Source organism: Bradyrhizobium sp. LVM 105 (assembly GCF_003957705.1).
In the GTDB taxonomy this organism is placed as follows: domain Bacteria; phylum Pseudomonadota; class Alphaproteobacteria; order Rhizobiales; family Xanthobacteraceae; genus Bradyrhizobium; species Bradyrhizobium frederickii.
Window position 1 is genome coordinate 58,030 of sequence record NZ_QZMV01000012.1, and the last position, 23,321, is coordinate 81,350.

Here is a 23,321-nt window from a genome sequence, read left to right on the forward strand (position 1 = left end):
TTCTCTTTGAACGAAACCGTCATGGCCGGGCTTGTCCCGGCCATCCACGTCTTGTTCACTGCCAGATGAAAGAACGTGGATGCCCGGCACGAGGCCGGGCATGACGGGTTGATAGATCTTGCCCCGCAGTTTCGACACGCCCCTCCCGATCGATGCCGTGCTCGACGAGCTCTCGCGCACGCTGGAGGCCAATAGTGCCGCCGTGCTGGTGGCGCCGCCCGGGGCCGGCAAGACCACGCGCGTGCCGCTGGCCTTGCTCGATGCGCCCTGGGCCAGGGGCAGGAAGATCATCGTGCTGGAGCCGCGCCGTATCGCGGCGCGTGCCAGCGCCGACCGCATGGCCAAGTCGCTGGGCGAGCGCCCTGGCGAGACCGTCGGCTACCGCGTCCGCTTCGGTTCGAAGATCTCGCGCACGACGCGCATCGAGGTGGTGACCGAGGGCATCTTCACCCGCCAGATCCTCGACGATCCCGAACTGTCAGGCGTTGCCGCCGTGCTGTTCGATGAATTCCACGAGCGCTCGCTCGATGCCGACATGGGCCTTGCGCTGGCCCGCGACGCGCAAACCGGCCTGCGCGAAGATCTGCGCATCCTCGTGATGTCGGCAACGCTCGACGGTGCGCGCGTGGCAAGGCTTCTGGGCGATGCGCCCGTCGTCGAGAGCGAGGGCCGCGCCTTCCCCGTCGAGACGCGCTATCTCGGCCGCAAGGCGGATGCGCCGATCGAGCGGCAGATGGCGGACGCGATCGCAACCGCGCTGCGGGCCGACAGCGGCTCGGTGCTGGCCTTCCTGCCGGGCGCCGCCGAAATCCGCCGCACCCAGAATTTCCTTTCCGAGCGCGTGCAGGACGCTTCGATCGAGATCGTGCCGCTGTTCGGCGCGCTCGACGCCGCCGTGCAGGACCGTGCCATCGCGCCGGCGCCCAAGGGCACGCGCAAGGTGGTGCTGGCGACCTCGATCGCGGAGACCTCGCTGACGATCGAGGGCGTGCGCATCGTGGTCGATTCCGGGCTCGCCCGCGTGCCGCGCTACGAGCCCGACATCGGCCTGACGCGGCTCGAGACCGTGCGCGCCTCCCGCGCGGCGGTGGACCAGCGCCGCGGTCGCGCCGGCCGCACCGAGCCCGGTGTCTGCTACCGGCTCTGGGACGAGCCGCAAACGGCTTCGCTTGCGCCCTACACCCAGCCGGAAATCCTCAGCGCGGATCTATCCTCGTTGGTGCTCGATCTCGCGCAATGGGGCGTCAGCGATCCCGCCACGCTGTCGTTCCTCGATCCGCCGCCCGGGCCGGCCTGGAAGGAAGCGAAGAGCCTGCTGACCGAGCTCAACGCGCTCGACGGCGACGGCCGTATCACCGCGGAGGGCAAGAGCCTGCGCGCACTGGCGCTGCCGCCGCGGCTGGCGCGCATGATCGTGGATTCGCATCGTGCGGGCGAAGGCGAGGCCGCAGCCGAGATCGCCGCCATCATCACCGAGCGCGGGCTTGGCGGCGACAGCGTCGATCTCGAGCACCGGCGGGATCAGTTCCGCCGCGATCGCTCGCCGCGCGCGTCAAGCGCGCGCGACCTCGCGCGGCGCTGGGCCGCGCAGGTGGCGGCATCCGAGAAGGCCGGGCCGCAGGAAGATCTCTCGACCGGTTTGATGCTCGCTTATGCGTTCCCGGACCGCGTCGCGCGCAATCGCGGCAACGGCAGCTTCGTGCTTGCCAATGGCCGCGGCGCCGCCGTCGAGCAGACCTCCTCGCTCGCCCGCGCTCCCTATATCGCGATCGGCGAGATGACCGGCACGGCGGCGAGCGGGCGGATCCTGCTCGCCGCGCCAATCACCGAGGACGAGATCGAGCGGCATTTTGCCGAGCACATCGAGACCGCCGACGAGATTTCGTTCGACCGTGGCGCGATGGCGCTGCGGGCGCGGCGCAAGCGCGTGCTGCATGCGATCACGCTGTCGGAAGCCACCCTCGCACTGTCGCCCTCCGAGGACACCGCGCGCATTCTCGCCGATGGATTGATCGCCGCCGGTCTCGACCGCCTGCCGTGGTCGAAGGCCGCCAAGCAATGGCGCGACCGCGTGATGTTCTTGCGCAAGGCCGAGGGCGACAGCTGGCCCGATCTGTCCGATGACGGATTGATCGCGCGGCGCGACGACTGGCTGGTCCCGGCGCTCTACGACAAGATCGCGCTCAAGGACATTTCCCCCGGCGATCTCTCCGACGCGCTGATGGCGCTGCTGCCCTGGGAGATGCGCGCGCGGCTCGACCGCGAGGCGCCGACGCATTTCGAGACGCCCACAGGGAGCGTGCTCGCGATCGACTACGAGGCCGAGCAGGGGCCGACCATCGCGGTGCGGCTGCAGGAATTGTTCGGCCTCAACACCCATCCCTCGATCGCGGCCGGCAAGGTGCCGCTGGTGCTGGAGCTGCTATCGCCGGCACAGCGCCCGGTGCAGGTGACGCGTGATCTCCCAGGCTTCTGGCGCGGCAGCTACAGCGCGGTGCGCTCCGACCTGCGCGGCCGCTACCCGCGCCACCCCTGGCCCGACGATCCGGCCAATGCGCCGCCGACCCGGCGGGCGAAACCGCGCGGGACGTGACAGAAGCAGACCCTCATGGTGAGGAGCGCGGAACGCGCGTCTCGAACCATGCAGGCCCGGATCTCACGTGGGGCCATCCTTCGAGACGCCCGCTTTCAGCGGGCTCCTCAGGATGAGGACCTGGAATGATTGCGAGCCGCCGCGTTAACCGTCCGCTCATCCTTTTCGCCAAAATGACAGCGCTCCGGCCGCAGCGTCGCTCGCGGTCGGGCGTGCCGCGTGGTGAAATCGGGCTTTCGGCTCGGAAGTGGTGTAATGCGTAACATTATGATCTTCGCGGCCGTCATGATCGGCCTCGGCACCTTCATGGCGCAGATGGCGGACAAGATGAGCTCGGCTTCCGCCACGTCAGCCCCGCGCACGACGGTCGCGGTTGCGTCGGCCGCGCCGACCAGCGGCCGCAGCCTCGCCATTTCCCGCGACGGCCGCGGTCATTTCCAGACCGAGGGCCGGATCGATGGCCAGCGCATCGGCTTCATGGTCGATACCGGCGCCTCCGTGGTCGCGCTCAATGAGACCTCGGCGGCTCGCTTTGGCCTGCGTCCCTCGCGCAGCGAGTACAACGCCACCGTCTCCACCGCCAACGGCACCATCAAGGCCGCGCGCGCCCGCATCGCCATGCTCGATGTCGGCGGCCTCATTGTGCGCGACGTCGACGCCATGGTGCTGCCCGACGCGGCGCTGTCGGAGAACCTGCTCGGCCTCTCCTTCCTGTCCCGCCTGAAGCGGTTCGAGTATTCCAACGGCCAGATGGTGCTGGAGCAATAGGCAGAGCCGGTTGCGATCAGCCGCAGTTCATTTCAAAAGAGATTTCTTGCCTCGGCCGCCCCGGCGGTAACGTTTCTTCGTTACCAAACTGCCGCAATTATCCGCCATAAGCCTGTATTCCCGCCTTCCGCCGCGGCCTGGCATTCGCTAAGGCTGCCTCATTTCCTGCCCTTTCGCGAGACCGTCTCAATGTTCCCGAAGCCGAAATCCGTATTGTTGCCCAACACCTACGCCTTCGAATCCGAGCCGATGGTGAAGCCGACGGGGTTTCGCGAATACGATGCGCGCTGGTTGTTCCAGAAGGAAATCAACCTGATGGGTGTGCAGGCGCTCGGCATGGGGCTGGGCGCGCTGATCGCCGAGCTCGGCGTCCGCCAGGAGATCGTCACCGGCCACGATTTCCGCGGCTATTCGGCCTCGATCAAATATGCGCTGATTTCCGGCCTGATGGCGGCGGGCTGCAAGGTTCACGACATTGGCCTGGCGGTGACGCCGATGGCCTATTTCGCGCAGTTCGATCTCGACGTGCCCGCTGTTGCCATGGTCACGGCCTCGCACAACGACAACGGCTGGACCGGCGTGAAGATGGGCGCCAACCGTCCGCTGACCTTCGGCCCCGACGAGATGACGCGGCTGAAGGAGATCGTGCTCAATGCCGAGTTCAAGAACAAGGCGGGCGGCTCCTACCAATTCCACGAGAACTACCCGGCGCGCTACATCGCCGACCTCACCTCTCGTCCGAAGCTGACGCGCAAGCTGAAGGTGGTCGCGGCCTGTGGCAACGGCACCGCCGGCGCCTTCGCGCCGCAGGTGCTGGAGGCGATCGGCTGCGAGGTGATCCCGCTCGACACCGAGCTCGACCACACCTTCCCGAAATACAATCCGAATCCGGAAGACATGGAGATGCTGCACGCGATCCGCGATGCGGTGCTGCAGCACAAGGCCGATGTCGGCCTCGGCTTCGACGGCGACGGCGACCGCTGCGGCGTCGTCGACAATACCGGCGAGGAGATCTTCGCCGACAAGGTCGGCGTGATGCTGGCGCGCGACATGTCGGCGATCCACAAGGACGCGCAGTTCGTCGTCGACGTGAAATCGACCGGCCTGTTCGTCACCGATCCGGTGCTGCAGAAGCAGGGCGCGAAGGTCGCCTATTGGAAGACCGGCCATTCCTACATGAAGCGCCGCACCAACGAGATGGGCGCGCTCGCGGGCTTCGAGAAGTCAGGCCACTTCTTCTTCAACAAGCCGTTCGGCCGCGGCTATGACGACGGCCTGGTCTCGGCGATCGCGATCTGCGACATGCTCGACCGCGCGCCGGGCAAGTCGATGGCGGACCTGAAGGACGCGCTGCCGAAGACCTGGTCGTCGCCGACCATGTCGCCGCATTGCGCCGACGAGACCAAATACGGCGTCATCGACAAGGTCGTGAAGCACTTCGAAGGCCTGCAGGCAAAGGGCGCCAAGATCGGCGGCCAGGCGATCCGCGATCTCGTCACCGTCAACGGCGTGCGCGTCACGGTCGAGGACGGCAGCTGGGGCCTGGTACGCGCCTCCTCCAACAAGCCCGAACTCGTCGTCGTGGTCGAGAGCCCGGTCTCCGAGCAGCGCATGCACGACATGTTCGAGATGGTGAACAGCGTGCTGCGCACGCATCCCGAGGTCGGCGAGTACAATCAGAAGATTTGAGCGCCTGCGCGCGCTCAGCCTCCGGGCGGGCCGAACAGGGTGCGGAGCTTCGCGGCCGCGCCCCGTGCCTTCCGGGCGTCGCCCAGCATCGCAATCCATTCGCCGAGCGCGATCCGGATCGGGTTGAAGGATGGTGTGCCGCCGACGAGACCGAAGCGGAGCGGCTGGTCGGAGGGCCGTTCGGCGAAGGTCCCGAACAGGCGGTCGAACACGATCAGGATGCCGCCATAGTTCTTGTCGAGGCACGGCTCGTTGCAGGCATGATGCACGCGATGGTGGCTCGGCGTGTTGAGCACCCATTCCAGGACCCCGAGCTTCGGCCCGAACTGGCTGTGGATGAAGAACTGATAAAGCAGGTTGGTGCCGAGCATTGCCACGATCGCGAACGGATGAAATCCGATCAGCGCCAGTGGCAGGAAGAACAGGAAATTGCCCGAGACGTTTCCGGTCCAGCCGAGCCGGATCGCCGCGGTCAAATTCAGCCGCGTCGTCGAGTGATGTACCGAATGCGTCGCCCACATCCAGCGAATGCGATGCGAGGCGCGATGCTGCCAATAATACAGGAACTCGCTGCCCACGAATAACCCTGCGAGTGCAAGCGGACCGGTCTGCGCGAAGTCGAACAGGCGGTGCTCGTACAGGAACGCGAACGGCATCGCGAGAATGCCTGCCTCGATCGCGCGCAGCAGGTTCTGTCCGAGGGCCACGCCGAAGGAGGCAACGCTCTCGCGCCAGTCGTGGGTATCGCGATGCGCGAGGCGGCCGATGCCGTACTCGAGCAGCATCAGGCCCAGCGCGGTTGCGAGGATCATGCGCCTGAGCGCCGGATCGAGCAGGAGTGAAGCGTAGCCCACGGCATCCTCCTACTTCGGCGCCACGCCGGCACCGACGGCACCGTCGCGCAGCGCCTGGGCACGGGGCAACGTTTGGGCGCAGGAGGAGGAGAGCTGGCCGGCTTGGGATTGCAGGCAGGCGAGGACGCGTCCGCCGCCCGGCGTGACGTTGCTGCAAAGCTTGTCGAAGTCGGTGCGGCAGGCCTGCATCAGACGCCTCGCTTCGCTGCGCATCTGCGGCGTGATCTGGGTTTGCAGCTGGGTCTGGGCAAGCGCGAAGGTCGCGGTCGCGGTCGCGACGCCGAGGGCGACGATGGCTGCAAGTCGCGACAGCGCGATGGGATGGAAGATCGATGACACGGCGATGGTCCTTTCTGATCGGGGCAAGTCTCGCCGTCGCCGCGCGGGGCTGACGCGGCGACGGCGGCGCTGCGTCAGCGCGAGATCGTGCCGGTGCGGGTGTAGCTGTTGCCGGCAGGACCGGTGCGCGTCACGCTGCGCGTGCAGCTTCCGTAGGCGCAGCTTCCCGTCGCGGTGACGTGGGAGGTGCCGCGCGGTCCGGTTGCCGTCGCCGACCTCGTCCAGGCGTTGGCGTCGGCCGCCGCGGCGACCGACAGGGTGCCGATGACGAGGGAGGTGAGGAAGAGCTTGGTCATGTCGTCGTCTCCTTGTGGGGGCTGCCGTGAGCGGGAGCCGTACGGGGAGACTGGAGCCGCGGCGTCTGCGCCGCATTGCCCGGACGAAACGATTGTTAGGGCTTTGTCGGCACCATGTAACACTATGTAACAGCGCCGCCGATGCCCTTGCGCGGAACGCGTGGTCGTCCAAAATGCGGGTGATGAACGCGCATTCGGCCACGATCCTCATGGTGGAGGACGATCCCGAGATCAGCCGCCTCGTCGCCGACTTCATGCGGCGCGAGGGGTTCGAGGTCGCCTGCGTCGCCGACGGCAAGGCGATGGATTCGATGCTCCAGCGCCTGCGGCCCGACCTCGTCATTCTCGACCTGATGCTCCCGGGCGAGGACGGGCTTTCGATCTGCCGCCGCTTGCGCGCCGACGATTCCCTTCCGATCCTGATGCTCACCGCCAAGAGCGACGAGATCGATCGCGTGGTCGGCCTCGAGATGGGCGCGGACGACTATCTCACCAAGCCGTTCGGTCCGCGCGAGCTGCTGGCGCGGGTTCGCGCCATCCTGCGCCGTGCCAACGGGACTCCGGCAAAGCCGCTGGTCCGGCGTTTCGCCTTCGACCGCTTCGTGATCGATCTCGATGCGCGCAGTGTCGAGACGCTCGAGGCCGAGTCGCCGGAACTGCAATTGACCAGCGCCGAGTTCGACCTGCTCGGTTGCTTCGTGCAGCGGCCCCGCCGGGTGCTCACGCGCGACCAGATCCTCGACTGGACGCGGGGACGTTCGGCCGAGCCGTTTGATCGCACTGTCGACATGCTGATCTCGCGGCTGCGCCGCAAGCTCGATGGCGCCAGCCCCGGCTCCAACCTGATCACGACGGTGCGCAATGGCGGCTATCTGTTCACCGCGTCCGTCAAGCAGGTGTCGTGATGCTGCGCGTGACACTCGCGGCGCGGCTCGCCCTCATCGGGCTGGTGGGATTCATCCTGGTGAGTACCGTTGTCGTCGCGATCTTCTATCGGACGACCCTCCGCGAAAACGAGCTGACACGGCCTTCGCCGGCGCGCCTCGACGCGCTGGCCACGCTCCTGGAGCGAACGGACGCCGGTTCACGGCAGGCCGTGCTTGATGCGGTGTCTTCGCCGCAGTTTGCGGTGCGCATCGCGCCGTCGGGCGCGCCGGTCGGCGGGGAGACCCCGCCGCAGCAGCAGGAACTGCGCGACACCTATGCGGCCGGCCTTGCGGGCCGTCCGGTCGAGATCGTGTCGCCGCCGAACCATCGCGCCAGTCGATGGTTTCCCCGCCTCGCGCGGTTGATGGCCAACGCGGTCGAATTCCGCATCGGTCTGCGCAGCGGCGAGTTGCTGATCATCGATGCCTATACCCGCCTGCCGGTCACCCCGTTCGGCCTGCCCGTCGGCTTCGGGGCAGGCCTGTTCGGGTCGGTCGTGGCGCTGCTGGCGCTGCTCGTCATGCAGCGCGAGACGCGGCCGCTGGCGCAACTCGCCGCCGCGGTCGATCGCGTCGACCTGTCGGCCGATCCGCCGCCATTGCCGGATGCGCGACGCAGCGCGCCGGAGATCCGCGCCGTCATCGCCGCATTCAACCGCCTGCAGGGACGGCTTGCCGAGATGCTGCGTGCACGCATGACGCTGGTTGGCGGCATCGCCCACGACGTCAGGACGTTTGCGACACGGCTGCGGCTGCGCGTCGAGCATATCCCTGATGATGCCGAGCGGCAGCGGGCCGTGGCCGATATCGACGACATGATCCGGCTGCTCGACGACGCGCTACTGTCGACGCGGGCGGGCGCCGGCGGATTGTCGCAAGAAATGATCGAGCTCGCCGCGCTGGTGGGGGGCGACGTTCACGACCGCCGCGTCCAGGGCGCAGTCGTCGATCTGGTCGCGGACGAGCGTGCGCGCAACGTCGTCGTGCTCGGCGACCGGCTCGCCCTGCGGCGGGTCTTCGCCAACATCATCGACAACGCGCTCGCCTATGGCCATGCCGCGCATGTGCGCACGGCCCTGAAGGACGGTGCCGTCGTCGTGTCGATCGACGATGAGGGCCCGGGCATCCCCGCCGATCAACGCCAGACCGTGCTGGAGCCGTTCCACCGGATGGAGAAGTCGCGCAATCGCGCGACCGGCGGTGCCGGCCTCGGCCTCGCGGTCGTCCGCAACCTGGTCGAGGCCCATGGCGGAACGATCGAGATCGGCGCGTCACCGGGCGGAGGCACGCGCGTCAGCGTCACCCTGCCGCTGTTTCAGCCGGCTTGAACCGTTTTCGAGCGAAGTGGATACCGGTTCGCGCGAAGAAAACGCGTCAAATGAGGATCGGCGTCAGGCCGCCACCACCGCGGGAATCGGCAATGCGGTGACGGACTTGATCTTCTCCATGGCGAAGCGCGAGGTGACGTTCTTTAGCGGCACGGCGCTGATCAGCTTCTTGTAGAACACGTCATAAGCCTGCATGTCCGCCACCACGACGCGCAGCATGTAATCGACGTCGCCGGCCATGCGATAGAACTCCATCACCTCGGGCATGGCGCTGACGGCTTCGGCGAATTTCTTCAGCCAGGCGTCGGAATGGTCGGAGCTCTCGACCGACACGAACACGGAGATGCCGAGGCCGATCTTGTTCTGGTCGACGAGGGCGACGCGCTTGATGATGACCCCGTCGGCCTCCAGCCGCTGGATTCGCTTCCAGCAGGGGGTCGAGGACAGGCCGACGCGGTCGCCGATCTCGGCGACGGACAGCGAGGCATCCTCCTGAAGCACCATCAGGATCTTGCGGTCGATGGCATCGAGGCGGCGGCTGGTCTCGGGGATCTGCACGGCGACATCAGTCATTTGAAGAACTTTGTTCCATTTCAGGGGCCGATTTTCCTGATATAGAGAAAATCCTTCCACGGCAAGCCTATAATCTCGGCCTATCCCTGGAATTGCTCCAGGGTTAGCTGCGCAAAAGTTGTTCAACTTCAATGCGTTGTGGGGCGGCTTGGCCGCCGCCATGGCGGATGCATTTCAGCGCTGCAGCGACCGCGGCGAATCGCAGTGCCTCCCGTACCTCCGCGCCCTCGGCCAAGCGAAGCGCGAAAGCGCCATGGAAGACGTCGCCGGCGCCAAGCGTATCGACCGCCTCGACCGGGAAGGCCGGCGTCTCCTCGAGCGCGCCTGTCTCGTTCAGCCAGATCGTGCCATTCGGACCGCGGGTGGCTGCGAGGAAGGCGGGCGTCAACCCGGCCAGGCGCCTCAAGGCCGCGCCGTCGTCGGCGATGCCGGCGGTCTCCTGCACCTGCTCGCTGGCGAACAACAGATGCGAGGCGGTCGTGAGCAGGCCGTCCTGCAATGACATCGCGCGGTCGACGCCGACGATGACGGGAATGCCGCGCCGCCGTGCCTCGGTGCAGAGGGAGATCGCGAACGCGGCGCAGCGGCTTTCGACCAGCAGTGCCCGGCAATCGGCGAGCAATATGTCGGCGTCGGGCAGCTCCACGGTCCACAGACGGGGATCGCGATAGATCGTGAGCGTCCGCTCGCCCGAGGGCTCGATCATGATCGCGGAAACCGGCGTGGTCACATCGGGCATGCGCACGATGTGCGTGGTGTCGATGCTCTCCTGCGCCATCTGCGCGAGAATAAAGCCGCTCGAGGTCTCGCGAACGTCACCCATCGGTCCCGCGAACGCGACGCGGCCGCCAAGTCGCGCAACGGCGATGGCGGCATTGAGCGCATTGCCCCCGCAGATCTCGGCGAGATGCGTGGCGTTGGCCTTGCTGCCGCGCGCAGGCACGGCCGCGACCCGAAAGGTGAGGTCGCGCACGGGAATGCCGATGCAGAGGATGCGCGGCGCGGCGTCGGATTGCGCCATCGGCGGTCAGCTCTTGTCGTGGACCCAGCGGCCGAGCAGGTGGTGGGCAATGGCGAAGGGATGCGGGCCGGCGAGTCCGTCCGGATGCGTCCGGGTAAGCATCAGGGCGGCCTCCTCGCGCGTGAACCAGCGCGCGTCTTCCAGCTCCATGCGATCGACGACGATGTCCTCGCTCACGGCCCGCGCGCTGCAGCCGATCATCAGCGACGACGGATAGGGCCAGGGCTGGGTCATGTAATATTGCACGTCGGTGCAGCGAATGCCGGATTCTTCCAGGATCTCGCGGCGCACCGCGTCCTCGATGGTCTCGGCGGCCTCGACGAAGCCGGCGAGGCACGAATACATGCCGGGCGGAAACTGCTTCTGGCGCCCGAGCAGGCACTTGTCGCCGGACGCCACTAGCATGATCACGACCGGGTCGGTGCGCGGAAAGTGCTCGGCCTTGCACGCCGGACAGTCGCGCTTCCAGCCGCCTTCCTTCATCGCGCTGCGCGTGCCGCAATTGGCGCAATAGCCGTGGCGCTGGTGCCAGCTCACCATCGACTTCGCCATCGCGATCGCCGAAAGCTCGTCGGGGGGGATCGCGCCTTGCATCGCCAAGCCGCGCAGCTCGGTCAATGTGTAGTCCTCGCGTCCCACCAGCTTCTCGGCGCCGGCCTGCGATAGGCCCATGCCGAACATCGCGGCGCCGTCGCGAAGCCCAAGGAAGATCGTGCCGGGATTGGCGCCGCACTTCAGCGCCTCGTCGATCGTGAGCAGCGCGCGGATCTTATCGCCCTCGCGCCTCACCAGCAGCGAGTCGCGGTGGACGACATAGGCGCGCGAGGTCGGCTTCTGCTCCATCGCGAACAGCTTCTCCTCGTCGCGCCGCAGATGCGCGGCGCGGTCGAGGATGTTGGTGACGAAGGCCGGCTGCCCCAGCGGAAACGCGTCGAATGCTGACATTATCGTTCTTTCAACCCAACCAGATCTTGCGGCGAAGCGCGCTGATGAAATTCTGAACCTCTGCGGCGTCGTGCGCCAATGGCGGCATCACGCCCCAGACCGGCCGCGGCCAGGCGGCGTCACTGGTGCGGCGCGCGATGATGTGGACGTGAAGCTGCGGCACGAGGTTGCCGAGCGCGGCGATATTGAGCTTGTCGCATTTGGTGATCTCCTTCAGCGCGCGCGAGACGCGGGAGATCTCCGTCATCAGCTGCGCCTGCTGCACCTCGTCGAGATCGATGATCTCGACCGCATCGGGGCGCCGTGGCACCAGCAGCAACCAGGGATAATGCGCGTCCTTGATGACCAGCACCTTGGACAGCGGCAGATCGCCGATGTCGATGGTGTCATCTTTCAGGCGGGAGTGCAGCGACCAGGCGGGTTCGGGCATATGCGTTTCCGGATTGCCCGGCGGGGAACGGGCTTGTTGGTCGCGAGCATACGATAGGGAATTAGCAAGGGGAAGGTTGGCAACTGCATACACGGTCGTCGTCCCCGCGAAGGCGGGGACCTATAACCACAGGGAATAGCTGTTGCGCGAGTCGGCGGCTCCGAGTCCTCGCCAAATTCGATCCTGTGGTTATAGATTCCGGGCTCGCGCTACGCGCGCCCCGGAATGACAGAAAATTACGCCTCCGCCAGCACCCTTGCATTGGCGCGGACCGAGGCTTCACTGACACGAATGCCGAGGCCCGGTTCATCCGGCACCACGACATGGCCGTTGCGATTCGCAACTCGCTCTTCCAGCACGTCCTCGGTCAGCACGTGATGCGGCATGTAGAACTCGCAGCCGAGCGAGATGCCGGGTGTGGCCGCGATCAGCTGCGTGCCGGCGGCAAGGCCAATGCCGCCTTCCCACAGCGTGCCGCCATAGCCGGGCAGGCCGGCGATGTCGGCAATCGCCATGATCGCCTGCGCCTCGAACAGGCCGCCGGCCTTCATCAGCTTGATCGAGACCGCGTCCGCCGCCTCGCGCCGCACCACCTCCATCACGTCGCGGCGGTCGAAGCAGCTTTCGTCGGCGAGCACGGGCGTTTCCAGCGCCGCGGTGAGCTGCGCCATCACGTCCAGATATTTGCGCGGCACCGGCTGCTCGATGAAGGTCGGCGCAAATTCCTCGACATCGCGCAGGATCTTGATCGCGCCGAACGGCGCCAGCGCCTGGTTGTAGTCGACGCGCAGGTCGACCTTGTCGCCGAACTCCTTGCGGATCGCATCGAGATGATCGAGGTCTTCACGATGCGGCTTCACGCCGGTCTTGACCTTGTAGATGACATTGCCGTCCGGAACCATTTTCCGCATGCGGTCGAGATCGGCGGCAAAATCCGGATCGGCGATCGAGAAGGAGAGCGGGACCGTGTCGCGCACCCGGCCGCCGAGCAGGTCGGCGACCGACAGCCCCGACGACTTGCCGACGATGTCGAGCAACGCCATCTCGATTGCGACCTTGGCCTCGGCATGCCCCACGAGCGCGCGGTCGAGCTCGGCCATCAGCGCGCGGATGCGGCGGACCGGCTTGCCGAGCACGACCGGGCGCAGATAGATATCAAGCGCCGAGAAGGCCGCTTCCGGCGTTCCCGTAAAGACCTCCCACGGCGCGGCCTCGCCCCAGCCGACCACGCCGTCGCTGGACGTCAGCTCGATCAGCACGCGCTTGACGGTGCCCTTGACGTTGCCGACGCCCTGCAGGCGCGCCATCTTGATCGGGCTTTCGATCAGGAACAGCCTGATGCGTTCGACGGTTGCTTCGGTCATGTCAGGCCTCCATTGACGTGCCAGACCTGGCCGGTGACGTAGGACGCCTTCGGTGACGCCAGGAAGGCGATGATTTCGGCAACTTCCTCCGGCCGCCCGCGGCGGCGCATTGGAATCAACGCCTCGGTGGCAGCGATCTGCTCGGGCGAGAGCCGGCTCTCGCTGGGCTTGTCCTTGACGATCAGGCCCGGCGCGACCGCGTTGACGGTGATGCCGTCGCTCGCGAGCTCGATCGCTGTGAGGCGCACCAGCGCTTCCAGCGCGGCTCGGCTCGCGGCGGTCGCGGCGAACGGCGCGAATTCGGGCCGGATCGCATGTGCGACGAACGACGACACCGCGACGATGCGCGCTTCGTGGCCCGCACGCAGCAGCGGCAGCGCGGCCTCGACCATCCGCGTGAACGCCAGCGCCGATTCATCCATTGCTTGGCGAAACTGGTCCGCCGGCGTGCCGATCGCGCTGCCGCGGCGGGCATGGCCACCGACGAGGACCAATCCGTCGAGGCGGCCGAAGGCTGTTTGCGCGGCGGCGATGGCGTCGGTGACGGCCGCTTCCTCGGCGAGATCGCCGAGACATTTGGCGACCACAGCGCCGTTCGCTCCGGCTTCCGCCGCGGTGGCGTCCAGGCCTTCTGCGTTGGAACGCGTGTGCAGCACAAGCCCGGTGCCGGGCGCGGCGAGAAGTTTTGCGGTGGCACGGCCGATGCCGCTGGCGGCACCGGTGACGAGATAGACGCGGTTGATATCAGGCATCACGATGTCGCGTTGGCCGGCGGCAGCGCGCCGGTGCGGTGGAAATGGCTGAGGAAGGCGCGCGTGGCGGCTTCCCTTGGATTGTCGATCAGCTGCCGCGCCGGGCCCTCTTCGACCACGACGCCGTCGCGCATGAAGATCAAGCGATCGGCGACCTCTCGGGCGAAGGCGATCTCGTGGGTCACGATCACCATGGTCATGCCTTCGGACGCCAGTTGCTGGATCACGTTCAGCACCTCGCCGACCAATTCGGGGTCGAGCGCCGAGGTCGCCTCGTCGAACAGCATGACGTCAGGCTCCATGGCGAGCGCCCGCGCGATGGCGACGCGCTGCTTCTGGCCGCCGGACAGCGTCGCCGGATATTGGTCTGCCTTTTCGGCGAGGCCGACCTTGGCCAGCTGCGCCCGCGCGAGCTTGTCGGCATCGGCCCTGGCCATGCGACGCACCGTGATCGGCCCCTCCATGACGTTCTGCAGCGTCGTCATGTGCGGGAACAGGTTGAAGTGCTGGAACACCATGCCCGTGGTGGCGCGGAATTTTGCCAGAGTCTTCGTGTCAGGAAGCCTCGTACCATCACCGAACGCGAAGCGGGTGTCGCCGACGCGGACGCTGCCGCCGTCCGGCACTACCAGCAGATTGATGCAGCGGAGCAGGGTCGATTTGCCCGACCCCGACGGGCCGATCAGTGCCACGACGCCGCCCTTGGCGACGTCGAGATTGATGTTCTTGAGGACCTCGTTGCTGCCAAAGCTCTTGCGCAAGGCCCGGATCTCGATTTTCGAAGTGCTATTGGATGACTCGCTCATTCGCTCACCGCCAGTCGCTTCTCGCCGCGGCGGACGATGATGGTGAGCGGGATCAGGATCGCGGCATAGGCGACCGCGACCGCGGTATAGGTCTCCAGCGGCCGGTAGCTGTCATGCGCCGCGACCTGGCTCTGGTAGACGAGGTCGGGCACCGCCAGCACCGAGACCAGCGAGGTGTTCTTGAACTGGATGATGGACTGGTTCATCAGCGCCGGGATCATGCGCTTGATCGCCTGCGGCAGCACGATGCGCCGCATGCTCTGTCCCGGCGTCATGCCGAGGGCGGCGCCGGCCTCCGACTGGCCCTTGTCGATCGAGATGATGCCGCCGCGGATGATCTCCGAATAGAACGAGCCGCCATAGAGCGAGAGCGCCAGCGCCGAGGCCGTGATCGGCGTCATCTCGACGCCGGCGAGGATCGGCAGCGCGTAATAGAACCAGATCAGCTGCACCAGGATCGGCGTGCAGCGGAACGCCTCGATGAAGGTGAGGGCGAGAAGGCGCAACGCCTTGAAGCGCGACAGGCTGCCGATCGCCCCCAACAGGCCGAACAGCAACCCGCATACGACGATGACGATAGTAAAGCCGACGGTGACGCCGAGCCCGTTGAGAAAGAGCCAGCGATAGCTCCAGAGGATGCCGAAGTCCCACTGATACATGCGTGTGTCTTACTCGTCGTGGGTGCCGTTGGCACCGTCATTCCGGGGCGCCCGAAGGGCGAACCCGGAATCTCGAGATTCCGGGTTCTCGCTGCGCGAGCCCCGGAATGACAGTGGAGAATTACAACGAAACGCCCGGCGGAATGTCCGCCTCGGTCACGCCCACCAGCTCCATGTTGGTGATGATCGCGTTGCGGATGAAGCCGAGGCCCTTGTTGAAGTCGATCCAGGTGTTGACGTAATCGCGCCAGGTCTTGTCGGCCTCGCGGCGGAAGCCGGCATTCGACGTGGTGGCGAAGATCGGCGTGGGCAGCACGAGCTGGCCGAGCGAGGGGTTCTTCTTCAGCACGGTCAGCGACAGCATGGTGATCAGGCACTGCGCATCGACGCGGCCGGTTTGCAGCGCGGCTGTCGCGTCGTCGGCGGTCTTCAGCCGCGTGATCTGCGCCTTCGGCGTCAGGCGGCTGATGACCTGGTCGTGCGAGGAGCCCTGGTCGACCGCGATCTTGATGTCGGGCGAGTTCAACTCGGCCCAGCTCTTCGGCTTGAAGTCCTTCTTGCAGAGGATGGCGAAGGCGTTGTTGAAGACCGGCACCGAGAAGTCGATCACGAGCGCGCGCTTCGGGGTCGGGTTGAGGCCGAAGAAGATGTCGATCTTGTTGGCCTGCAGATCCAGCACCGAATTGCCCCAGGTGGTCTCGGTGATCTCGAGCTCGGCCTCCATGTCGTCGGCGAGCCCCTTGGCGATGTCGACGTAGAAGCCCTTCCACTGGCCGCTGGACAGATCCTTCATGTAATACGGCGCGCCGCCGCCGACCGCGCCGATCCGCATCTTCTTGGTGCGGCGGATGCGGGCGAAGGTCGATTCGTTCGGATCGGCGGTCTGCGCCACGGCTGGGGTCGCCAGTGCGGCCGCGGTTACCGCGCCAAGTCCGACAATCGATGCAACATCACGACGTGTAACCATTGGGATCAATCGCTTTTCTGGTTGGGTGGAGTTCCGCATGCGTTTTTAGCAAGGCGGTCCCACCGACGAAAGCACAGCCTATCGGCTGGGCAGACCGGTAATTGCCCGGATGCTGGGCAGGATCAAGTCGTTCGAGCCGATAGCCGCTTGCTTTCCGGCCCTTTTGGCCCCAAATAGGGACCGGGAGATTGGCGGTGGACGAGCCACTCGCCAACCGGGTCAGGTCCGGAAGGAAGCAGCCCTAACGAGGTCCGGATCGGGTCGCTCGTCAGTCTCCTACCTGTTTTTCGAGCGAACCAGCGCCGGCGGCACAGCCGCCAGCGCGCTCCTTTCCGCAAAAGCCGGCCAAGAGACATTTCATTGCGGATCGACCGATGACCGACGCTGGCGCCCCTCCCAATCCCGACAGCGCCGGTCCGGCCGGCAACGCGCCGTACCGGGTGCTGGCGCGCAAATACCGTCCTTCCTCGTTCGACGATCTGATCGGCCAGGAGGCCGTGGTCCGCACCGTCTCCAATGCGTTCGAGACCGGGCGCATTCCGCAGGCCTGGATCCTCACCGGCGTCCGCGGTGTCGGCAAGACCACCACCGCGCGCATCCTGGCCCGTGCGCTCAACTACGAGATGCCGGACGGCTCGGTGAAGGGCCCGACCATCCACATGCCGACCCTGGGCGTGCATTGCCAGGCGATCATGGAAAGCCGGCACATGGACGTGCTGGAGATGGACGCGGCCTCGCACACCGGCGTCGACGACGTCCGCCAGATCAATGACAGCGTGCGCTATGCACCGGCCAGCGCCCGCTACAAGGTCTACATCATCGACGAAGTCCACATGCTGTCGACGGCGGCGTTCAACGCCTTCCTGAAGACGCTGGAGGAGCCGCCGGAGCACGCCAAATTCGTGTTCGCGACGACGGAGATCCGCAAGGTTCCGGTCACGGTGCTGTCGCGCTGCCAGCGTTTCGACCTGCGCCGCGTCGACGCCGACGTGCTGATGAAGCACCTCGCCAACATTGCCGCGAAGGAAAACGTCGAGATCGAGCCGGAGGCGCTCGGCATCATCGCCCGCGCCGCGGAAGGTTCGGTGCGCGATTCGCTGTCGCTGCTCGACCAGGCGATCGCGCATGCGGCAGGCACCGTGAAGGCCGATGCGGTCAGGCAGATGCTGGGGCTCGCCGACCGGACCCGCGTCATCGACCTGTTCGATTCGCTGGCGCGCGGCGACATCGCGGCCGCCTTCAAAGAGTTCCGCGACCAGTACGACGTCGGCGCCGATCCGATCGTCGTGCTCTCGGATCTCGCCGAATTCGTCAATTTCGTCACCCGCGTGAAGATCGTGCCGGCGACCGCCGACAACGTCGCCTATGGCGAGACCGAGCGCGTGCGCGCGAAGGATTTCGCCTCGAAGATCTCGATGCGCGTGCTGTCGCGGATGTGGCAGATGCTGCTCAAGGGCATCACCGAGGTGCAGGCCGCGACGCGGCCCGCGGCGGCCGCCGAGATGGTGCTGGTGCGTATCGCCTATGTCGCCGACCTGCCGACGCCCGATGAAGCCATCAAGATGCTGGAGCAGAACGGCGGCGGCTCGTCGGTCGTGAGCGGCGGAGCTGCGCGGAGCAGCGCGCCGGCCGCGCCGATGTCGTCGGCGGCGCCAGTTCGCATGCCAACATCGTCGCCGCCTTCGTTCGGGGGCGGTGGAGCGCGGCCGCAGATGGCGGCGCCCGCGCCCGATCCGCAAGGGGCGGCGCCGCAACTGCGCATCACGAGCTTCACCCAGCTCGTTGCGCTGGCCGGGCAGAAGCGCGATCTCATGACCAAGGGCGCGCTCGAAGGCGATATGCGCCTCGTCCGTTTCGAGGAGGGCCGGCTGGAAGTCGCGCTCGAGCCGAACGCCTCCAAGACCATGATCTCGGAGCTTGCGAAGAAGTTCGAGCTGTGGACCGGCCGGCGCTGGACGATCGTCGTCTCCAACGAGCAGGGCCAGCCGACGCTGCGCTCGGTGAACCAGGCCGCCAAGCAGGAGCATGCGCGTACCGCCGAGGCCGATCCGCGCGTGCAGGAGGTGCTGTCGCGCTTCCCCGGCGCCAAGGTCGTCGAGGTCCGCAGGCTTGCCCCCGAGACGCCGGAATCCAATATAAACACCGACTATGGCAGTGACGATCCGCCCGACGGTTCCGACGGCGACGATCTCTGAGCCGACCTTTTCAAGGACAGACACCGATGGCTGACTTTCTCGGCATGATGAAGCAGGCGGCGCAGCTGCAGTCCAAGATGCAGGAGATGCAGGAGCAGCTCGCCAACGTGGAAGTCGAGGGCATCTCCGGCGGCGGCCTCGTCGCCGTGCGCATGACCGCGAAGATGGACGTGAAGGGCATCAAGATCGATCCGTCGCTGATGAAGGCGGAAGAGCGCGAGGTGCTGGAAGATTTGCTCGTCACCGCGCTCAGTGATGCCCGCCGCAAGGCGGAGGCCGCCATGCAGGAGAAGATGCAGGCTCTCACCGGTGGGCTCGGCCTGCCGCCGGGGTTGTTCGGCCAGTAATATGGGCGCTGTTGCAGGTCCCGAAATCGAACGGCTGGTCCAGCTGCTCGCACGGCTGCCGGGCCTCGGTCCGCGCTCGGCGCGGCGCGCGGCGCTGCACCTGATCAAGAAGCGCGAAGCGTTGATGATGCCGCTGGCCTCGGCCATGCAGGTGGCGCTGGACAAGGTCCAGGTCTGCAAGACCTGCGGCAACATCGACACGCAAAATCCCTGCACCGTCTGCACCGATCCGAAGCGCGATCCCGCCATCATCGTCGTCGTCGCCGACGTCGCCGATCTCTGGGCGTTGGAGCGGGCCAATGCGACTCAAGGGCGCTATCATGTGCTGGGCGCGACATTGTCTCCGCTCGACGGCGTCGGGCCGCAGGATCTGACCATCGACGCACTGGTAGCCCGCGCCCATGCTGCCGAGGTGCACGAGATCATCCTGGCGCTGAATGCGACGGTCGACGGCCAGACCACGGCGCACTACATCACCGACCTGCTTCAGGACGCCAATGTGAAGGTGACGCGGCTCGCCCATGGCGTTCCCGTCGGCGGCGAGCTTGATTATCTCGACGAAGGTACGCTATCGGCAGCGATGCGGCAGCGCACCCTGTTCTAGCCATTCACAGATCACGGAACGGACGACATGACGAAACTTTTCGCCACACGATTGGCTTTGGTCGCGACGATGGCGATGCTGGTGACCCCGGCCATCTCCGCGCAGCCGGGTGACGAGGCCCCGCCGCCGTCGAAGCCCGGCAAGCCGATCAACAATGGCGACGTGCTGTCGGGCGAGCTGAACGCCATGAAGGTGCGCGACGTCAAGAACGGCAAGCGGGTTCCGATGTATCAGATCACCTCCGAGCCGCGTCGCCTGCCGGCGCCGAACGGCCTGTGCAATCTCGAGACCGGCCCCGAGACCTTCCAGCTCGTCACCTCCAGCGACGCGCAGGCCACGCAGCTGAAATCGTTCGTCGGCAAGGAAATCTCGGTCAAGGTCGACGAAATCGCCTGCGCCAGCGATGCCGGCCAGATGAGCGAAGCCGTGATCACGAAGTGGAGCATCATCAAGAAGCAGTAGGGCGATATCGCCGGGCCGGTGACGAGGACCGCGCCTTGATCTCCGGTTGTGCGTCGAGCATAGTGCAAGCGATCGAACCGCGGAGAGGTCGCTCAGCCGTGCGTGGAATAGCCCTTGCCGTCCTGCTGGTCTTCGCCGGCGCTGCTCCCTGGCCGGTCTCGGCCGCCCAGGACACCGCGTCTTATCCGACGGCCGCAGCTGCGCTCGAGTCGCTGCGCGCCAAGCCGGGGGTGAAGACGTCCATTCAATCCGGCTGGACCGTGATCGAGGACGCGGCCGCTCTGAGCCTGTGGTCGTTTCCGCCGAAGGGACATCCGGCCTATCCGGCAGCCATTCAGCGCCGCGTCGTGCAGGACGGAAGCGAAGTCGTCATCCGAATGAACGTCCTGTGCGAAGCCTCCAAGGCCGCTTGCGATGCGCTGGTCGCCGATTTCGAGGGGCTCAACGGACGCGTTCGGAAAGAGATGCAGCGCTAAAGCATGATCCGGAAAAGTGCGCAGCGGTTTTCCGAAAAGATCATGCTTGAACAACAACCTAAAGCGCGATGACGCTTCATCCTGATCGCATCGCGCCTTAAGCTTACACTCGCACCTGCTGCTCCAACGTTTCGAAATGGCCACGCTTTTGCAGCCACGCCAACAGCATCAGGCTCGGAATGGCGACGAGGACGGAGATCGCGAAGAACATCGGCCAGCCCGTCGCCTTCGCCAGATAGCCCGCGCCCGATGACAAATAGGTGCGCCCCACGGCGGCGAGCGCCGTCAGCAGCGCATACTGGGTCGCGGTGTGCAGCGGGTTCTGGCACAGCGCCGACAGATAGGCGACGAAGATCACGGTGCCGATGGCGTTGCAGAAATTGTCGGAGGTGATCGCGAGGGTCAGCGCCCATTCATTGACGCCGACCAGTGCCAGCCACGAGAACGACAGGTTGGAGATTGCCTGCACGATGCCGCCGATCCACAGGCTCGTTGCGAGCGAATAGCGCCGTGCCACGAAGCCGCCGGCAAAGCCGCCGGCCAAGGTCGCTGCGATGCCGACGCCCTTCACGATCACCGCGTAGTCGTTCCGCGTGAAGCCGATGTCGATCACGAACGGCACGGTCATGTTGCCGGAGAACGCGTCGGTGAATTTGAACAGCACGACGAAGGCAAGCGCCGCCCACGCTTCCTTTCGCTGCAAGAATTCCGAGAATGCGCCCAATGCGGCATGCAATACCCGCATGAGCGCGTCCTCGTTCTGCGTGGCAGCCTCTGCGCGCTTGGATTGTGCCGGCTCGGTGGCGGCCAGCGCCGTCACCGTGCCAATCAGCACCAGAGCCGCCATCACCACATAGCCCCACATCCAGGCGGCGCCACGAGGGACGATCGTCTCGAAGCCGGTGACGATGAACAAGGCGCCCGCGGTCGATATCAGCATGCCGATGCGATAGGCCGCGACATAGGCGGCCATGCCGGCCGCCTGCTCGCTTTCGGGCAGGCTCTCGACGCGGAATGCATCGACGACGATGTCCTGCGTCGAGGACATCGTCGCGACCAGGAGCGCGCCAAGCGCGACGAACAGCGGCGAGCGCGCCGGATCGGTCAGCGCCAACAGCAGGATCGCGCCGATCAGCAGCAGTTGCGAAAACACCAGCCACCCACGCCGACGGCCAAAAGTGCGCGTGAAGAACGGCACATGCAGCGCATCGACCAGAGGCGCCCACAGGAACTTGAGCGTGTACGGCGTTCCAACCAGTGCAAAGAGCCCGATCGTTCCGAGATCGACCCCCGCCTCGGCCATCCATACCAGCAGCGTCGATCCCGACAGCGCCAGCGGCAGCCCCGAGGAGAAGCCGAGAAACAGCACGATCAGCACCCGCGGCTGCAGGTAAACGGCAAGGCTGTCGCGCCAGGAGGCAGCGGGAGCGCCAGCGGAGGAAGTCGCGTCGGGTGCGGTCATGGGGTGGTGTTAGCAGATTCTGGCGGTGATGCCTCGTCTCCCTCTCCCCGTTCTTACGGGGAGAGGGTTGGGGTGAGGGGCATCTCTCCGCACGGGAGGTCGACGATGGACCTGTACCCCCTCACCCGGATCGCGCCGGACGATGCTCCGCATCGCCGGGGCGATCCGACCTCTCCCCGCAAGCGGGGAGAGGTGAAGACGTCACTCCCCCGCCTGGAGCTTCCGCGGAAACAGCTCGCCCGCATCCGTGGCCACCAGCCGCGGTCCCTCCGGGGCGTCGCTCTTGCTGAAATCCAGCTCCTCGATGCGTCCCGCGCGCTTTTCGATCTTGTCGGCGGAGATCAGCACCTGGCGGACGTCCTCGTTCACGTCGGCGAAATGCTTCTGCAGCTTGAGCACGCGGTCGCGCAGGCGGCCGAGATCGTCGCCGAGCTTGATCACCTCGGTGCGGATCTGGTCGGCGGCATCGCGCATGCGCGCGTCCTTCATGATCTGCTGCATCACCTGGATCGCGAGCATCAGCAGCGACGGCGACACCAGCACGACGCGGGCGCGATAGGCCTTCTGGATCACGTCGTCGAAACCGTCGTGGATCTCGGCGTAGACCGATTCCGACGGCACGAACATCAGCGCCATCTCCTGGGTCTCGCCGGCGACGAGATACTTTTCGGCGATGTCGCTGACATGCTTCATCACGTCGCCGCGCAGCCGCTGCGTGGCGATTCGCCGCTCCTCGTCGGTGCGGGCGTCGTGCAGCGCCGTCATCGCCTCCAGCGGAAATTTCGCGTCGATGCAGAGTGGGCGCTGGTCGGGCAGGAACACGACGCAATCCGGCCGCTTGCCGGTCGAGAGCGTGAACTGGAACTCGTAGGCCCCCTTGGGGAGGCCGTCCTGGACGATCGCCTCCATCCGCGCCTGACCGAAGGCGCCGCGCGACTGCTTGTTGGAGAGCACGTCGCGCAAGGTGGTCACCTGGGTGGTGAGGTCGGTGAGGTTCTTGTGCGCGCTGTCGATGATGCCGAGCCGCTCATGCAGCGCGCGCAGGCTCTCCATGGTGTTGCGGGTCGAATGTTCCATGGACTGGCCGACGCGATGGGTCACCGAATCCAGCCGTTCGTTGACCGCCCGCGCCATCTCGGCCTGGCGGCCGGCCAGCGCCTGGGTCATGGCGTCGACCCGGCCGGAGGATTCGCTCTGGGCCCGCAGCACCTCACTCAGGCGTTCCTCGAGCTCGTCGGCCCGGATCGCGTGCGCCATTGCGAGTTCCGCGCCGCGCCGCCCGGACCGCGCGATGACGATGGCGATCACCACCAGCAGGACGAGGACAAGCGCACCAAAGCCGATCAGCGCGTGGAAGGTGCGCACCGGCCAGTCGTCCAGCATGAAAATGATCTCGTTCATGGCGACCGTTCTAGCCGATTCGCCGGTGCTGGCGAACGAATAGCGAACGTTCAGGGTTAATCGC

At 66.3% G+C, this 23,321-nt stretch carries 24 protein-coding genes and 1 other RNA gene; 11 read left to right on the plus strand and 14 right to left on the minus strand.

The genetic code is table 11. The annotated features are described in order from the left end of the window. Nucleotides 1-118 precede the first annotated feature (118 nt). From hrpB to D6B98_RS27720, 3 genes are all read left to right on the plus strand, one after another. A complete protein-coding gene (gene hrpB / locus D6B98_RS27710) occupies nucleotides 119-2,593 on the plus strand; it encodes an ATP-dependent helicase HrpB (protein WP_164718902.1) in 2,475 nt (824 codons plus the stop codon). A gap of 255 nt (nucleotides 2,594-2,848) precedes the next feature. Continuing rightward, the gene (locus tag D6B98_RS27715; RefSeq protein WP_126260208.1) at nucleotides 2,849-3,361 is read left to right on the plus strand and encodes a TIGR02281 family clan AA aspartic protease; all 513 of its coding nucleotides are present in this window, start codon (nucleotides 2,849-2,851) and stop codon (nucleotides 3,359-3,361) included. A 189-nt stretch (nucleotides 3,362-3,550) separates the two neighbouring features. Continuing rightward, nucleotides 3,551-5,050: a phosphomannomutase/phosphoglucomutase gene (locus D6B98_RS27720; RefSeq protein WP_126260209.1), complete on the plus strand. Its 1,500-nt coding sequence runs from the start codon at nucleotides 3,551-3,553 to the stop codon at nucleotides 5,048-5,050. Nucleotides 5,051-5,064: 14 nt separating this feature from the next. Here D6B98_RS27720 and D6B98_RS27725 read toward each other — a convergent pair whose 3' ends face one another. The 3 genes from D6B98_RS27725 to D6B98_RS27735 form a co-directional block, all read right to left on the minus strand. Continuing rightward, a complete protein-coding gene (locus tag D6B98_RS27725; RefSeq protein ID WP_126260210.1) occupies nucleotides 5,065-5,904 on the minus strand; it encodes a sterol desaturase family protein in 840 nt (279 codons plus the stop codon). 9 nt (nucleotides 5,905-5,913) lie between these two features. Next, nucleotides 5,914-6,243, minus strand: coding sequence for a cysteine rich repeat-containing protein (locus D6B98_RS27730; RefSeq protein ID WP_126260211.1), 330 nt, complete (start codon nucleotides 6,241-6,243; stop codon nucleotides 5,914-5,916). A 74-nt stretch (nucleotides 6,244-6,317) separates the two neighbouring features. Then, complete coding sequence (locus D6B98_RS27735; RefSeq protein ID WP_126260212.1) at nucleotides 6,318-6,539, minus strand: hypothetical protein; 222 nt, start codon at nucleotides 6,537-6,539, stop codon at nucleotides 6,318-6,320. 182 nt (nucleotides 6,540-6,721) lie between these two features. On the opposite strand from D6B98_RS27735, the gene D6B98_RS27740 reads away from it, so the two are divergent. Together D6B98_RS27740 and D6B98_RS27745 are read left to right on the plus strand one after the other, a co-directional pair. Beyond that, entirely contained in the window at nucleotides 6,722-7,444 is a 723-nt protein-coding gene (locus D6B98_RS27740; RefSeq protein ID WP_126260213.1) for a response regulator, read from the plus strand. Further along, nucleotides 7,444-8,793, plus strand: coding sequence for a sensor histidine kinase (locus D6B98_RS27745; RefSeq protein ID WP_126260214.1), 1,350 nt, complete (start codon nucleotides 7,444-7,446; stop codon nucleotides 8,791-8,793). The genes D6B98_RS27740 and D6B98_RS27745 overlap by 1 nt, the downstream gene beginning before the upstream one ends. 63 nt (nucleotides 8,794-8,856) lie before the next feature. Here the strand turns inward: D6B98_RS27745 and D6B98_RS27750 are convergent, their stop codons facing one another. The 9 genes from D6B98_RS27750 to D6B98_RS27790 form a co-directional block, all read right to left on the minus strand. After that, entirely contained in the window at nucleotides 8,857-9,366 is a 510-nt protein-coding gene (locus D6B98_RS27750; RefSeq protein ID WP_126260215.1) for an Lrp/AsnC family transcriptional regulator, read from the minus strand. Nucleotides 9,367-9,469: 103 nt separating this feature from the next. Further along, nucleotides 9,470-10,387, minus strand: coding sequence for a sugar kinase (locus D6B98_RS27755; RefSeq protein ID WP_126260216.1), 918 nt, complete (start codon nucleotides 10,385-10,387; stop codon nucleotides 9,470-9,472). Nucleotides 10,388-10,393: 6 nt separating this feature from the next. After that, the gene (gene nudC, locus D6B98_RS27760) at nucleotides 10,394-11,332 is read right to left on the minus strand and encodes an NAD(+) diphosphatase (RefSeq protein WP_126260217.1); all 939 of its coding nucleotides are present in this window, start codon (nucleotides 11,330-11,332) and stop codon (nucleotides 10,394-10,396) included. 10 nt (nucleotides 11,333-11,342) lie between these two features. Beyond that, nucleotides 11,343-11,762, minus strand: coding sequence for an HIT domain-containing protein (locus D6B98_RS27765; RefSeq protein WP_126260218.1), 420 nt, complete (start codon nucleotides 11,760-11,762; stop codon nucleotides 11,343-11,345). Between the two features lie 236 nt (nucleotides 11,763-11,998). After that, nucleotides 11,999-13,126: a muconate cycloisomerase family protein gene (locus tag D6B98_RS27770; protein WP_126260219.1), complete on the minus strand. Its 1,128-nt coding sequence runs from the start codon at nucleotides 13,124-13,126 to the stop codon at nucleotides 11,999-12,001. Beyond that, nucleotides 13,123-13,878 carry an SDR family NAD(P)-dependent oxidoreductase gene (locus D6B98_RS27775; protein WP_126260220.1) on the minus strand — a complete coding sequence of 252 codons (756 nt, stop codon included), beginning with the start codon at nucleotides 13,876-13,878 and terminating at the stop codon, nucleotides 13,123-13,125. Before D6B98_RS27775 ends, D6B98_RS27770 begins: the two co-directional genes overlap by 4 nt. Then, entirely contained in the window at nucleotides 13,878-14,684 is an 807-nt protein-coding gene (locus D6B98_RS27780; RefSeq protein WP_126260221.1) for an amino acid ABC transporter ATP-binding protein, read from the minus strand. The genes D6B98_RS27775 and D6B98_RS27780 overlap by 1 nt, the downstream gene beginning before the upstream one ends. Beyond that, nucleotides 14,681-15,343, minus strand: a complete 663-nt coding sequence (locus tag D6B98_RS27785) for an amino acid ABC transporter permease (RefSeq protein ID WP_126260222.1) — start codon at nucleotides 15,341-15,343, stop codon at nucleotides 14,681-14,683. The genes D6B98_RS27780 and D6B98_RS27785 overlap by 4 nt, the downstream gene beginning before the upstream one ends. Nucleotides 15,344-15,464: 121 nt before the next feature. Beyond that, entirely contained in the window at nucleotides 15,465-16,310 is an 846-nt protein-coding gene (locus D6B98_RS27790; RefSeq protein ID WP_126260223.1) for a transporter substrate-binding domain-containing protein, read from the minus strand. Between the two features lie 183 nt (nucleotides 16,311-16,493). On the opposite strand from D6B98_RS27790, the gene ffs reads away from it, so the two are divergent. From ffs to D6B98_RS27820, 6 genes are all read left to right on the plus strand, one after another. Beyond that, nucleotides 16,494-16,590: signal recognition particle sRNA small type (gene ffs, locus D6B98_RS27795), an RNA gene on the plus strand. A 94-nt stretch (nucleotides 16,591-16,684) separates the two neighbouring features. Further along, nucleotides 16,685-18,505, plus strand: coding sequence for a DNA polymerase III subunit gamma/tau (locus D6B98_RS27800; RefSeq protein WP_126260224.1), 1,821 nt, complete (start codon nucleotides 16,685-16,687; stop codon nucleotides 18,503-18,505). A gap of 26 nt (nucleotides 18,506-18,531) precedes the next feature. Then, on the plus strand, nucleotides 18,532-18,852 hold the full coding sequence (locus D6B98_RS27805) for a YbaB/EbfC family nucleoid-associated protein (RefSeq protein WP_126260225.1): 321 nt from the start codon (nucleotides 18,532-18,534) through the stop codon (nucleotides 18,850-18,852). Between the two features lies 1 nt (nucleotide 18,853). Next, nucleotides 18,854-19,456, plus strand: coding sequence for a recombination mediator RecR (gene recR / locus D6B98_RS27810; RefSeq protein WP_100174939.1), 603 nt, complete (start codon nucleotides 18,854-18,856; stop codon nucleotides 19,454-19,456). Between the two features lie 27 nt (nucleotides 19,457-19,483). Further along, nucleotides 19,484-19,918 (plus strand): hypothetical protein, encoded by a 435-nt coding sequence (locus D6B98_RS27815; RefSeq protein WP_126260226.1) that lies wholly within the window; start codon nucleotides 19,484-19,486, stop codon nucleotides 19,916-19,918. A gap of 98 nt (nucleotides 19,919-20,016) precedes the next feature. Next, nucleotides 20,017-20,394 carry a hypothetical protein gene (locus tag D6B98_RS27820; RefSeq protein WP_205680528.1) on the plus strand — a complete coding sequence of 126 codons (378 nt, stop codon included), beginning with the start codon at nucleotides 20,017-20,019 and terminating at the stop codon, nucleotides 20,392-20,394. Nucleotides 20,395-20,497: 103 nt separating this feature from the next. Here the strand turns inward: D6B98_RS27820 and D6B98_RS27825 are convergent, their stop codons facing one another. Next, nucleotides 20,498-21,856, minus strand: a complete 1,359-nt coding sequence (locus D6B98_RS27825; protein WP_126260227.1) for an AmpG family muropeptide MFS transporter — start codon at nucleotides 21,854-21,856, stop codon at nucleotides 20,498-20,500. A gap of 201 nt (nucleotides 21,857-22,057) precedes the next feature. Beyond that, complete coding sequence (locus tag D6B98_RS27830; protein ID WP_126260228.1) at nucleotides 22,058-23,257, minus strand: DNA recombination protein RmuC; 1,200 nt, start codon at nucleotides 23,255-23,257, stop codon at nucleotides 22,058-22,060. Nucleotides 23,258-23,321 lie beyond the last annotated feature (64 nt).